This window comes from Variovorax sp. LG9.2, from assembly GCF_035018885.1.
Taxonomy (GTDB): domain Bacteria; phylum Pseudomonadota; class Gammaproteobacteria; order Burkholderiales; family Burkholderiaceae_C; genus Variovorax.
Genome location: NZ_JASJXB010000008.1, coordinates 92,568 through 105,523 on the forward strand (window position 1 = coordinate 92,568; position 12,956 = coordinate 105,523).

Genomic DNA, 12,956 nt, shown 5'->3' on the forward strand with positions numbered 1-12,956 from the left:
ACCGCTCTCAGCGTTCATCCCGCATAAAGCCAAGGTTGATCGAGCAAACGCGCGCCCAGCGTGCGCATCGCCATGTCGCGACCAAGCCGCACCGGCCCGACCGCATGAAAGATGTCGCCGTTGCGCCGCGCCCTCGCTTGCACGCGTGCGTTGCGCTGCCAGCGTGCCTCGGCGTAGCGGCGGAAGGCGGCCGGCACGTCTAGCGCGCTGCCGTCGCGCAGGGCATCGGCCAGCGCCATCGCATCTTCGACGGCCATGCCGGCGCCTTGCGCAAGGTAAGGCAGCATTGGATGCGCGGCATCGCCGAGCAAGGCGATGCGGCCGTCCGCCATGTCGCCAGCCGAAGTCAGCGGGGCACGATCGAACAAGGTCCACGCGCGCCATGAGGGCATGGCTTCGAGCAGCGCCTGCAATGCTGCCCCCGTGTTGCCGGTGGCTTGCTTCAGGGCGTCGAGGCTGCTGGCCTGATCCCAGTCGCGCGCGTCGCCTGCGGGTGCCGACTCTGCGACGACGATCACGTTGAGCGCAGCACCTCCGCGCACCGGATACGCCACCGCATGCAGCTGCGGCCCGAGCCAGACATCCACGCGATCGACGTTGCGCAGCACAGCCGGCAGCGACGACATCTCGACCAGCGCGCGCCAGGCCGTGTGACCAGTGGCGCGCGGCGGCACGTCGTTCGGCACGACCTGCATGCGCACCACGCTCCACAAACCGTCGGCGCCGACGAGCGCATCGCCTTCCCAGGCGCGCGCGTCGTCGGTCGCCACACAAACGATGTCGTCGCCCGTTGCGATTTCGGTGATGCGTGCACCGCCGTTGAGAGCGTCGCTCGCATCACGCGTGCGCACGGCATCCACCAGCATCGAGTGCAGATCTGCCCGGTGCACGCACAGGTAAGGCGCTCCGTAGCGCTCCTGCATCGTCTCGCCGAGCGGCAATTTCGCGATGGCGGCATGGCTGCCGGCGCTGCGCACCACGAGCGTCGTCGGGCGTGCAGCGATGGCCGCCAGGGGCACGCCAAGGCCGAGCGCCTGGAGCCGTCGTGTGGTGTTCGGGCCGAGCTGCACGCCAGCACCGATTTCATGGAAGGCATCGGCCTGTTCGAGCACCTCGATGCGATGGCCTCGACGCGACAGCGCCAGCGCGCTGGCCAGTCCGCCGATGCCGCCGCCCGCGACGAGGATGCGCGCGGGCATCGACCTCAGTGCGTTGTGAGCGGCTTGGCGTCGGCCTTGCCGCAAGCGCCACAGGTGTCGCAGGCGCTGCAGCCGGAGCTCTTCGCGAGCGATGCCGCGAGCTGGTCGGCACGCGCCTGATCGACCAGCCCCGCACGCTGCGTGCCGCTGGCCAGCTTCTGCGCCGCGCTGCGGCGCCAGCCGGCAGGCATCCAGCGCCACGTCGCATACAACGCGGCAAAAGCGACGATCAATGCGACGACGATGTTCTGGGTCATATCAACTCCGACTGTTCAGCCCCAACCAAGGGCCACCGCGATGCGGTAAGTGATGAAGCATGCGCCATACGCCAATGCGAACAGATAGCCCGCCATGATCCAGACGTATTTCCAGCTGGCCGTCTCGCGCTTGACGGCGGCCAGCGTCGAGATGCATTGCGGCGCAAAGACATACCAGACCAGCAACGACAACGCCGTCGCCAGCGACCAGGTGTGCGCGATCAACGGCTGCAGCTGGCTCGCAACTTCTTCGCCGGTCGCCGAGAGCGCATACACCGTGCCGAGCGCACCGACCGCCACCTCACGCGCCGCCATGCCCGGCACCAGCGCGATCGAGATTTGCCAGTTGAAACCGATCGGCGCGAAGATGTGCTCGAGCACGCCGCCGATCATGCCGGCCAGGCTGTACTGAATAGCGGGCCCGGTCGCACCATCGGGCGGCGACGGAAAGGTCGATAAGAACCACAGCAGGATGGTCAGCGTGAGGATGATCGTGCCGACGCGTTGCAAGAAGATCCATGCGCGCTCGTACAAGCCCAGCGCCAGATTGCGGATGCTCGGCCACCGATAGGCCGGAAGCTCCATCAGCAACGGCGAGTGCGACTGGTTGTCCCTGAAGCGCTTCATGACCCACGCCACCGCCATCGCCGACACGATGCCGAAGACATACAGCGCGAACAACACCACGCCCTGCAGGTTGAACACGCCGGCAACGCTGCGCTCCGGAATGAACGCCGCGATGAGCAATGCATACACCGGCAGCCGCGCTGAACAGGTCATGAGCGGCGCGATCATGATGGTCGTCAAGCGGTCGCGCCAGTTGCTGATCGTGCGCGTCGCCATCACGCCCGGAATAGCGCAGGCGAAGCTCGACAGCAACGGAATGAACGAGCGCCCCGACAGGCCGACGGTGCCCATCACGCGGTCGAGCAGGAAGGCCGCGCGCGGCAGGTAGCCGGAGTCTTCGAGGGCGAGGATGAACAGGAACAGGATCAGGATCTGCGGCAGGAAGACGATGACGCTGCCAGCCCCGGCAATCACGCCATCGGCCAGCAGACTTTGCAGATGGCCCGCGGCCATGTGCGTCTTGACGAAGGTTCCGGCCGCTTCGGTGACCGCCTTGATGGCGTCCATCGGCACGTTGGCCCAGCTGAACACGGCCTGGAACATCAGGAACAGCGTGACCGCCAGCACCAGCATGCCCCACAGCGGGTGCAGCACCACCCGGTCGATGCGGTCGCTGGTCGCCAGGCTGTCCATCGGCTCGCGCACCGCCAGGCCGAGGATGCGGCGCACTTCACGCTGGGTTGCCAGCACATCGTCCAGCGCAGGTGCTTGCCACGGCACCGGCGCGGCCGCTGCCACGGGCGTGTCGAGCGCGGCCAGCAATGCCTGGGCACCGTCGTTTTGCACGCCGATCGTTTCGATCACCGGCACGCCGAGTTCGCGCGACAGCACAGCCGTATCGACCGTGATGCCCTGCTTCTTCGCCATGTCGGCCATGTTCAGCGCCACCACCATAGGCAAGCCGAGCTTTTTGGCTTCGAGCACCAGCCGCAGGTTGAGTCGCAGATTGGTCGCGTCGGTCACGCACACCAGCAGGTCGGGCAAGGCCTCCTTGCTGCGGCCGGTGACGACGTCGCGCGTCACGGCTTCGTCGGCACTCAGCGCATTCAGGCTGTAGGCGCCCGGCAGGTCGAGCACGAAGATGCGGCGGCCGGCGGCAGTGCGCAGCGTGCCTTCCTTGCGCTCGACCGTCACGCCCGCATAGTTGGCGACCTTCTGGCGACTGCCCGTCAACAGATTGAAAAGCGCGGTCTTGCCGCAGTTCGGATTGCCTAGCAAGGCGATGCGACCCGGCTGGCCTTTGGGCGCGAAGCCGCCGGGACCGCTGATGACGGCGTCAACCATGGTGCTCGGCGCCCGGTGTCACGCGAATAAAGGCGGCCTCGTAGCGGCGCAGTGCGAAGGTCGTGTGGCCCAGGCGCACTGCAAGTGGCTCGCGCCCGGGCGCGCCGCTGGCCACGATGCGAACCGCCTCGCCCGGCACGAAGCCGATTTCGGTCAGTCGCAGCACCAGCTCCCGGTCTTCCGCACCCGTCGGGCGCAGCAGGTCCAGCACGGTCGCCCATTGATGGCTAGGAAGCTTGTCGAGGCTGAGCGCGCTCGACGGCAAAGCGGCCGCCGATGCCGCAGCAATCGTTGTTGTCGTCACCCGGATATCCACAGATCAAAACGAGAATTATTCTCGAAAACTCGATCGAGGTGGAAAAAGCGGTTATCCGCCCGACGATTTACGCGTTTTCAGACCGGGCTCAAGCCGCCAAAAGTTGCCTCAACACGAACGGCAAGATGCCGCCGTGCTTGTAGTAATCGACCTCGATCGGCGTGTCGATGCGCAGGCGCACCGTGACCTCCTGGTGCGAGTTGTCGGGCCGATGAACCACCAGCTTCACGTCCATCTGCGGCTTGAGTTCGCCGCCGATGACCACGTCGATGCGCTCGTCGCCAGTCAGCCCCAGGGTCTGCCAGGAGTCGGCGCCGCGGAACTGCAGCGGCAGCACGCCCATGCCGACCAGGTTGGCGCGGTGGATGCGCTCGAAGCTGCGTGCAATCACCGCTTTGATGCCCAGCAACTGCGTGCCCTTGGCAGCCCAGTCGCGCGATGACCCCGTGCCGTACTCCTCGCCGCCGAACACGACCGTCGGAACCCCGAGCTCGATGTACTTCATCGCCGCGTCGTAGATGAACATCTTCTCGTTACCGGGCTGAAAGCGCGTCACGCCGCCCTCTTCCTGCGTGCCCTTGTCGTCGGGCGCAATCATCAGGTTCTTGATGCGCACGTTGGCGAAGGTGCCGCGCATCATCACGTCGTGATTGCCGCGGCGCGAGCCGTAGCTGTTGAAATCTTCCTTCTTCACGCCGTTGGCCTTGAGCCAGATGCCCGCAGGCGAACTCTCTTTGATGGAGCCGGCCGGCGAGATGTGGTCCGTGGTGATCGAGTCGCCGAAAAGCGCCATGACCCGCGCCGACTTGAATCCCGCATCGGCGGCGTGCGGTTTCATCTTGAAGCCGGCGAAGAACGGCGGCTCTGCGATGTAGGTCGACTCGGGCCAGTCGTACACCTGGCCACTCACGCCTTTGATGCTGCTCCACAGCTTGCCGGGGTTCTCCTTGATCTGCTCGTAGTTCTTGCGGAACGACTTGGCATCCATCGCATGGCGCAGGTTCTCGTCGATCTCGGCCATCGTCGGCCAGATGTCGCCGAGGTACACGTCCTTGCCGCCCTTGCCCTTGCCGACGGGTTGCGTCATCAGGTCGACCATCACGTTGCCGGCGATGGCGTAGGCCACAACCAGCGGCGGTGACGCCAAAAAGTTTGCCTTGAGATTCGGATGGATGCGCGCTTCGAAATTGCGATTGCCAGACAGAACGGCAGCACCGATCAAATCGTTCTTGCTGATGACCTCGTTGATCTCGGGCGACAGATCACCGGAGTTGCCGATGCAGGTCGTGCAGCCGTAGCCTGCCAGGTAGAAGCCGAGCTTTTCAAGATACTGCAGCAGGTCTGCCTTCACCAGATAGTCGGTCACGATGCGCGAGCCGGGTGCTAGCGACGTCTTCACGTGCGGCTTGACGGTCAGCCCTGCCAGCACCGCCTTCTTGGCCAGCAGGCCGGCCGCCAGCATCACGCTCGGGTTCGATGTGTTGGTGCACGAAGTGATGGCGGCGATCAACACGTCGCCATTGCCGATGGTCACGCCGCCGGGCGGATCTTTGGGCGCCGATGCCGCACTATGCGCAGCCGCCTTGGTCGACCGGTTGGCGACCATCTCGACGACCTCTCTCGGCGCGCCGGCCTGGGTCGGCGGCTGCTCTTTTTCTTCCACCGATACGCCATCGTGTGCCAGCGGATAACGCATCTTCAGTTTGTTGGCCGGCTGGTTGAAACCGTTGGCGTCGTTCGGCTTGCTGAACAGCTCGGAGAACTTGGTGGACATGTGACCGAGGTCGATGCGGTCTTGCGGGCGCTTGGGGCCGGCCAAGCTGGGCGTGACCGTGCCGAGGTCGAGCCGCACGATCTTCGTGTAGTTGAGTTCACCCGGCGCCGGCATGCCGAACAGGCCCTGCGCCTTGTAGTAGGCCTCGAACAACTCGACTTCCTGGTCGGTGCGACCGGTGCCCTTGAAGTACGCGACCGTCATTTCGTCGACCGGAAAGAACCCCATCGTCGCGCCGTATTCGGGCGCCATGTTGCCGATGGTCGCGCGGTCGGGCACCGCGATCGAACCGGCGCCGGGGCCGAAGAACTCGACGAACTTGCCGACCACTTTTTCGCCGCGAAGAATGGCGGTGACGTAGAGCACCAGGTCGGTCGCCGTCACGCCTTCGCGCAGCTTGCCGGTGAGCTCGAAGCCGACCACGTCGGGCGTCAGCATGTAGACCGGCTGACCCAGCATGGCGGCCTCGGCCTCGATGCCGCCGACGCCCCAACCGACTACGCCGATACCGTTGATCATGGTGGTGTGGCTGTCGGTGCCGACCAGTGAATCGGGGTAGTACACCGGCACATCGGCCTTGTCGTTCGGGCTTGTGTAAACACCGCGCGCGAAGTATTCGAGGTTCACCTGATGCACGATGCCGAAGCCCGGCGGCACGACCCGGAAGGTGTCGAAGGCCTGCATGCCCCACTTCATGAACTGGTAGCGCTCGTTGTTACGTTGGAACTCCAGCTTCATGTTGAGATCGAGCGCCTTGGGCGTGCCGTAGTAGTCGACCATCACCGAGTGGTCGACCACCAGATCGACCGGCACCAACGGCTCGATCGTCTTCGGTGATTTGCCGAGCGCCGCAGCCACGCTGCGCATCGCAGCCAGGTCGGCAAGGAGCGGCACGCCGGTGAAGTCCTGCAGCACCACGCGGGTGACGACGAAAGGAATCTCGTCGGTGCGCTCGGCGTTGGGCGACCAGTGGGCCAACTCGGCGATGTGGGCCGCCGTCACCTTCTGGCCATCGCAATTTCGGAGCACCGATTCGAGAATGATCCGGATCGACACCGGCAGTTTTTCGATGCCCGGGTACGCCTTGGCCAGTTCCTTCAGCGACCAGAACTTTCCGGATTTCCCCGAAGCAGTTTTGAACGTCTTGAGGGCGGAAGAGAAAGCGTGAGCGGCGTCGTGGGCCATGAAAGAACTCCTTGGTTCGGTCGTTGTACCTTGTCCAACTCAAAGATAGCAGGCTTCGAAGTCAACGCTTGTAGTCGGGACACCCATCAGCACCGCCCGAACGCTCAAAGCCCCGACTGCTGTATCAGCACCGACAGCGCACTGTCGATCCAGCCTTTCGCCAGGCTCTCATGCGTGCCGTCGAAATGCACGCGCACTTCATGCACGGCCTGCACCGGTGCAGCGCCCTCGCCTTCGACAAGCACCCGAAACCACGCCTCCGCCGGCTTCAGGTCCTTCTTCGGCGAGGTCGGGTTCAAGGTGATCGGTCCGCCGTGGTCTTGTGCAAGCAGCAGGTGCGGCAACCGGTTGACGGGGCTGTTGTCGATGGCTGTCACCGTGCCTTCGAGCTTCTGCGTCCGGCCTCTGACGATGACGACCGCCTTTGCGCCCGTCGACAAGCGCTGCCGATCGCGCTCCGACACCAGCGCTTCGACGCGCCAGCGGCGCCCGTCGACCACCATGGCGATCAGCTGCGTCGGGCCGACCCACGTGCCCGCGCGGAGGTCAGGGTCGACATCGCGCACATCGCCGTCACGCGTGGCCACGATGCGCAGGCGGAGCAGTTCGGCCTCGCGCGCACGGCGCTCCGCGTCATAGCGTGACGCGAGCTGTTCGGCCACGGCCAGCCGCGCAGCGCCGTCTTCGACCATGCCGAGCGCACCGCGTGCCGAGCGCGCATAGGCGGCAGACAACGCAGCCGCCTTGTCGCGTTCTTCGCCTTGATTGGGCGCGTCGAGCTCGACCAGCACGCCATCGGGTCGAATCGCTGCGCCGTTGCGAAGAGTGACGCTCTCCAGCCGTGCGGCGTAGGGCGAATACACCGGCTGCTCCGACGCCGCCTTCAACACACCGGGTGCCGAGATGCCGGAAAACAAAGGCAGGAAAAGCACGAGCGCGAAGGCCACGATCAGCAGTGCCCACACCACCGAGCGTCGCCGTGGAATCTCGGCCCGCCTCTGCCACCACACGCGCAACTCCGCGTAGATCGGCCGACCCAGAAACACCGAGATTTCCACCACGAACAGCAAAATGCCCAGCGCCTTGAAGAAGGCGTGATAGACCACCACCGCGATGCCGATGAACAGCACCAACCTGTAGATCCAGGTAGCGAATGCGAACGACACCAGGAAGCGCCGGAACGATGGCGTAAGCACCTCGCTCGAAGGCTCAAGCAAACCGGGAATCCAACGTCGCAACACGCGCCGAGCCTGCTTGCCGGCGCGCTCGTGCAGCACCGGGAAATCGAGCGCGTCCGTCAACATGTAGTAGCCGTCGAAACGCATGAAAGGGCTGGCGTTGACCAGCAGCGTCAGCACCCATGCGGTGGTCGCCAAAAAGAACAGCGCGTTGCGGAAGTTGCCGTCGGGCATGAACGCCCACAAAAAAGTGGACCACGCGGCGAGCACAAGCTCGGCTGCGATGCCGGCGGATGCGATGGCAAAGCGATGACGCGATCGTTCCAGCTTCCAGCTCTCACCGGTGTCGGTATACGGCATCGGCCACATCACCAGCAGCGCCACGCCCATGTGCCCCACCCGCACACCGTGGCGTGTCGAAACGATGGCGTGCCCCAGTTCGTGCAGCAGCTTCGAGAACACCAGCGCGGCAGCGAAACCGACCACGCCATCCCAGCTCAATGCGCCGCGCAGGTTCGCTTCGACCACGTCGAGCTGGCGCGCCGCCAGCACGATGCCGGTGAGCGCCGCGAGTCCGGAGATGCCGACGAACCAGCCGCTGAACAACCAGCGCACCCACGGCATCGCCACTGCGAGCCAGTGCGCTGGCCGCACCAGCGGAATGCGGATGAAAAGATAGTTGTTGAGCAACCAGCGCCACAGCGGCATCGCCGGCTTCTGGCGTGCAGTTCGTAGCAATTGATGCTGCATCAGGAAACGGATGAGCTGCTCGACATCGTCCGCCACCGGCGCCAATGCTGTCGAAGCGTCGATGTCCTGCGCAATGGCTTTTGGAGAAGCCATGTCCCAGCGCTGCAGGATCTCGAACTCGAGCCAGCCGATGCGAAAGAACAGGTTGCGCACCGGATCGCAGATGTGCCATGCGGGTGAGCCGTCACGATTCGATCCCGCCCCGTGGATCTGCAACTCTTCACGCAATGCGGGCCATGGCGCGGGTTGGGTCATCGGGGCGGTGAGCGCAGCGCGCGGCAACTCCGCGCTCAGCATCCGCACCACTCTCGCACCGCCGCGAAAGGCCGGCGGAACATCAGGTAACCCAGCACCGTCCAGTCGCCTGAAATGCGCGCCGTGCCCCGCAGGCCGATGCGAGCCTGCGCCGATGTGCCTTCGACCGTGCCGCGCAGCAGATAACTCGCCACGCCGTTAGGCGCCTCGATCACCTGGTAGCCCGCATAGTCGAGCCGCGCTTCGACCGGATCGAGCGGCGCCACGCGCATGAAGAGCGTCATGGCCGCGCCGGGCTTGAGGTTGACGGCTTCGTTCACCGGCGCCCAGGCCTGCAGGCCCAGCACGGCCGGGTCGGCGAGCAAGCCGACGCGCTCGCCGGTCTGCACGGGACGACCAGCCCAGTCGTTCGGGTCGGAATACACGAACACGCCAGCGCTCGGCGCCTTGATGAGCAACTGGCCCATCTCGCGCTGCAGTGCGTCGACATCGACCTGGCGCTCGCGCAGCTTGCCCTCGGCAATGTTGAGTTCGGCCTTGGCCGCCTGCGTTTCGATGGCACGCTGCGACGCCTGCAGCAGGTCGACCCGCGCTGAAGCCAGCGCCGCCTGCGCCACCGCCTGTCGGTTGTAGATCGTGCTGTCGTCGAGCTCGGCCAGCACCGCGCCGGCTTCGACCGGCGTGTTGGGCTTCACGACCATGCGCTTGATGACGCTCTCTCGCGGCGACGAAATCACCTGGCTGTGGTTGGAAACCACCTCGGCTGGCACCAGCGCGTATTCGCGGACCGGCACCAGCAATGCCAGCGGCAAGGCGATCAGCGCCCAGCGAAATGCGCGTCGCGCCCACAAGCCCGACCACAGGGTGCCGACCGATCGGCGCCGCTCGGTCAGTGCCCACCATGCGTGGCCGTACATCGCTGCGGCCTGCAGCAAAAGAAACTCGGGCGCACCGGCATCGAACTCGGCCGGCCAAGGTGTCTCGCGCCCCAGGAGAAGCGCGGCACGTGCCCGGCCATCGGGCCCGGCGAGCGACATCACCCAGACGTGGTCGGGCATCCAGTCGGCCCACTGCGCGGCCAGTGCAGACGGCAGCATCGCCGGCGACAACGCAAGAACACGCGCGCTGGCCGGCAAGCCATCGAGTTGCTTTCGAACATGGTTGGCCACGTCTGCGAGCCACAGCGCATAGGGCGAATTGGCGTCGATATCGGCCAGGCCCGAATGCGCTGCCAGCCGCGTGCGCCGGGCGCCGAAAAATCCGACCAGCGCCGCTTGCCGGTAGCTTGCCAGTGCATGGGTCTCGTTGCAGAAAATGAAGGCGAGGTCGGCCGCGCTGGGAGCCGCGTGCACCTTCGCTGCCAGGGCGTGAAACGCAAGGTCTGTCACGAACTATCTCCGGGAGGGCAGCCCGCGCACGCCCTCACAAGGCCGACGGCGCGCGCACTTGCCCGCTCATGCCGGGCAGCACCACACCGGTGGTGCTGGCAAGTTCGGTCTCGATCTCGACGGTCTGGCTCACCGCATCGACGCGGGCGGCGATGCGCGTGACCTTCAAGGCGACGACACCACCGGTTTCGTCGACCTTGCCGTCGAGCTTTTCGCCCGTCTTCAACCACGCGAGCCATTGCGACGGCACGTTCATGCGCGCCTTGAGCGGGCCACTGCCCACGAGCTCGATCACGGGTGCACCCGGGTTCACGCCCTGCCCCACCTTGACGTGCACGCGCGCGACCTTGCCCGCGAACGGCGCGACGATGGCGCACTGCGCCACTTGTGCCTCGAAGATCTGGACCTGGCTTTGCGCTTTGTTCACGTTGGCCGCAGCCAGCTCGACTTCGACCTCGGCGGCCGACTGCAGGCCCTGCAGCTTCTGCTTGGCCTCGTACTGCACGCGCGCTGCCTCGTGCTCCGCCCGTGCAGCACCACGGCGCGCCTGAACTTCGGCGCAGTCGAACGACGCCACGACCTGACCGGCCCGCACGCTGTCGCCCAGACCGACCGGCACCTTCGCGATGCGGCCAGCGACCGAGGCTGAAAGAATGCTCTCCTGCGCTGCGACGACTAGAAAGCGGACGGGTGCGACGTTGGCCGACGCCGCAGCCGGCTTCGCCTGTGCGAAGGCGCAAGTGCCCAGGCACACCCCACCCATCCAGAGCACCAGCGCGGCGGCCAGCTTTGCCGGCCTTGCCGAACGACACACCGTCATGGCTGCTGCGCCACGGTCGACTCAGTGCGCGCGGCACGACGCACATCACCGATGACCGACAACGCCGCCGCCTCGGCGAAGGCGCCGAGCGAGCGGTCGCTGCCCTCGCTCGGCAGGTAGCTCACGTAGTTCTGCTGCAGCAGTTGCTTGCCGGCCGGGTCGGTCAGCGTCATGCGCCACTGCGCACGCATCGTCGCTTTCGATTCCATGCGCTGAAAGCTCAGCGTCAGCACCAGTGCATCGGCGCCCTGCCCGGCCACGAGTTCGTTGCGCACCACGATGCGCTCGACCGCGCTGCGCACCGCCGCTTCGTTCACGCCACGCGGCAGGTCGGCGATGCGAACCGACACCGGGCGGCTCGCCAACTGCAAGCCGATCGGCTTCAGGAAGACGCTCTTCTCGCCGTCGAGCAGGCTCGCATCGATCGCCTTTGCCAGCGTCGGAATGTCGGTGCCGGTGACGGTGTCGGGTAGCAGGTCGACGCCGACCGAGTTCAGCACGCGGCCATAGGCGGCCTGCGTCGCGGCATAGGCGGTGGCGAGCTGAAAGCGCGACACCAGCGCACGCGAATCGGTGCGCAGCGACTCGAGCTCGCTCTCCAGCCGGTTGCTGGCACCAGCGCGCGACACGCTCGACAGTCGCTGGTCGACACGGCTCGATTCGGCTGCGAGGTCCTGGTCGACCACCGCGAGCTTGTAGCGTTCCACCGACACGCGCACCTGGGTGAGTACGGCCATTGCCAGCGCCTGGCGGCGGGCCTCGTCGGTCTTCTGGCGCGCCTCGTTCGTGCGGTTGATCGCGGGTATCGACGCCAGTCGAAACAGGTCCATCGACAGGTTCAGACCGGTGTCGGACCAGTTGCTGTTGTAGAGATAACTGTTGGAGTCGTAGCGTGCACCGGCGTAGAGGTTGAGGCTCGGGAACAGGGCCGCGATCTGCTTTCTGGTTTCATACACACCGATGCGCGCCTTGTAGTCTTCTTCGCGCAATTCGGGCCGGTTGGTGAGGGCCGCGATTTCGAGCTTGTCGATGTCGACAGCGGCAGGTGCGAGGCTGTCTTCTGTGCTCTCGACCAGCGTGAACTCGGTCCCGGGCGGCAGGCTCATGAGGGCTGCCAGCTCGCGCTTGGCGAACTGCATCTCTTGCCGCTTCGCATTGACCAACGACATCGCATCGAGCAATGCGCGCTGGTAGCTCAGGCCTTGCGTGGGCGGTAGCACGCCGGCGCGTTCGGCCTCGCGCGACTTGCCGAGCGCGTCGTCGATGCGCGTCGCGAGCTGATCGGCATCGGCCAGCAAGCGCTGTGCGCCGAGTGCGCGCCAGTAGGCGTTGCGCACGTCCTGCACGATGTTTTGCAGGATCTTGCGGCGGCGCTCGTCGGCGATATTGACCTCGTCGCCGGCCTGCTTGGCTCGAAAGTAACTGATGCCGAAATCCAGTGCGTTCCACGACAGCGTGGCGCGGCCGTAGTAGTGCGAACGCGTCTCAGAGGTCGACGGCCGCAGGCTGATGACGCGGTCTTCGATGCCGACGCTGGTGCCGCCCGAATCGTTGCTGCGGTCGTTGTAGCCGGCTTCGGTGACGAGCTTGGGCAGCATGTCCATGGCGGATACCTCGAGCAGGCCGCGCGCCAGCGTGGTCTCCATCATCTTCAGGCGATAGTCGAGGTTGTATTTGAGCGCCCGTGCCAAGGCATCGGAATAGCTGATTCGACCGCTCACCGGAACCTGGTCCCTGTACATCTGCTCCTGGTCGCTTCGCACGCGCTGTGCCACTTCTTCAGGCGTGACCTTGACGGGGTTCATGCTGCAACCTGCCAGACACAGTGCCGCGGCCAGTGCGGCCCATGTCGGTTTCGACGGAAATTTCGTTGTCTTCACGATGTTGTTTTCGTTCATGGTTCCGGGGGCTTGAAAAACGAGG

Annotated in this window: 9 protein-coding genes; all 9 read right to left on the minus strand. The window is 65.5% G+C overall.

Annotated elements, in window-relative coordinates:
• Window positions 1-14: 14 nt before the first annotated feature.
• Entirely contained in the window at window positions 15-1,199 is a 1,185-nt protein-coding gene (locus tag QN413_RS10700; RefSeq protein WP_323496594.1) for an FAD-dependent monooxygenase, read from the minus strand.
• A 5-nt stretch (window positions 1,200-1,204) separates the two neighbouring features.
• Window positions 1,205-1,456 carry a DUF6587 family protein gene (locus QN413_RS10705; protein ID WP_323496595.1) on the minus strand — a complete coding sequence of 84 codons (252 nt, stop codon included), beginning with the start codon at window positions 1,454-1,456 and terminating at the stop codon, window positions 1,205-1,207.
• A 15-nt stretch (window positions 1,457-1,471) separates the two neighbouring features.
• The gene (gene feoB / locus QN413_RS10710) at window positions 1,472-3,367 is read right to left on the minus strand and encodes a ferrous iron transporter B (RefSeq protein ID WP_323496596.1); all 1,896 of its coding nucleotides are present in this window, start codon (window positions 3,365-3,367) and stop codon (window positions 1,472-1,474) included.
• On the minus strand, window positions 3,360-3,671 hold the full coding sequence (locus tag QN413_RS10715) for a FeoA family protein (RefSeq protein ID WP_323496597.1): 312 nt from the start codon (window positions 3,669-3,671) through the stop codon (window positions 3,360-3,362). The genes feoB and QN413_RS10715 overlap by 8 nt, the downstream gene beginning before the upstream one ends.
• 100 nt (window positions 3,672-3,771) lie before the next feature.
• A complete protein-coding gene (locus tag QN413_RS10720) occupies window positions 3,772-6,642 on the minus strand; it encodes an aconitate hydratase (protein ID WP_323496598.1) in 2,871 nt (956 codons plus the stop codon).
• A 104-nt stretch (window positions 6,643-6,746) separates the two neighbouring features.
• Window positions 6,747-8,825 (minus strand): HlyD family efflux transporter periplasmic adaptor subunit, encoded by a 2,079-nt coding sequence (locus QN413_RS10725; protein WP_323496599.1) that lies wholly within the window; start codon window positions 8,823-8,825, stop codon window positions 6,747-6,749.
• Window positions 8,826-8,860: 35 nt separating this feature from the next.
• Window positions 8,861-10,213 carry an efflux RND transporter periplasmic adaptor subunit gene (locus QN413_RS10730; RefSeq protein ID WP_323496600.1) on the minus strand — a complete coding sequence of 451 codons (1,353 nt, stop codon included), beginning with the start codon at window positions 10,211-10,213 and terminating at the stop codon, window positions 8,861-8,863.
• A 34-nt stretch (window positions 10,214-10,247) separates the two neighbouring features.
• Window positions 10,248-11,033 carry an efflux RND transporter periplasmic adaptor subunit gene (locus QN413_RS10735; RefSeq protein WP_323496601.1) on the minus strand — a complete coding sequence of 262 codons (786 nt, stop codon included), beginning with the start codon at window positions 11,031-11,033 and terminating at the stop codon, window positions 10,248-10,250.
• On the minus strand, window positions 11,030-12,931 hold the full coding sequence (locus QN413_RS10740) for a TolC family protein (RefSeq protein ID WP_323496602.1): 1,902 nt from the start codon (window positions 12,929-12,931) through the stop codon (window positions 11,030-11,032). The genes QN413_RS10735 and QN413_RS10740 overlap by 4 nt, the downstream gene beginning before the upstream one ends.
• Window positions 12,932-12,956 lie beyond the last annotated feature (25 nt).

What these genes read in the sequence shown, in the direction of transcription:
- QN413_RS10700 (WP_323496594.1), bottom strand. Translation starts at nt 1,199, where the DNA reads ATGCCCGCGCGCATCCTCGTCGCGGGCGGCGGCATCGGCGGACTGGCC.
- QN413_RS10705 (WP_323496595.1), bottom strand. Translation starts at nt 1,456, where the DNA reads ATGACCCAGAACATCGTCGTCGCATTGATCGTCGCTTTTGCCGCGTTG.
- QN413_RS10725 (WP_323496599.1), bottom strand. Translation starts at nt 8,825, where the DNA reads ATGACCCAACCCGCGCCATGGCCCGCATTGCGTGAAGAGTTGCAGATC.
- QN413_RS10735 (WP_323496601.1), bottom strand. Translation starts at nt 11,033, where the DNA reads ATGACGGTGTGTCGTTCGGCAAGGCCGGCAAAGCTGGCCGCCGCGCTG.
- QN413_RS10720 (WP_323496598.1), bottom strand. Translation starts at nt 6,642, where the DNA reads ATGGCCCACGACGCCGCTCACGCTTTCTCTTCCGCCCTCAAGACGTTC.
- feoB (WP_323496596.1), bottom strand. Translation starts at nt 3,367, where the DNA reads ATGGTTGACGCCGTCATCAGCGGTCCCGGCGGCTTCGCGCCCAAAGGC.
- QN413_RS10740 (WP_323496602.1), bottom strand. Translation starts at nt 12,931, where the DNA reads ATGAACGAAAACAACATCGTGAAGACAACGAAATTTCCGTCGAAACCG.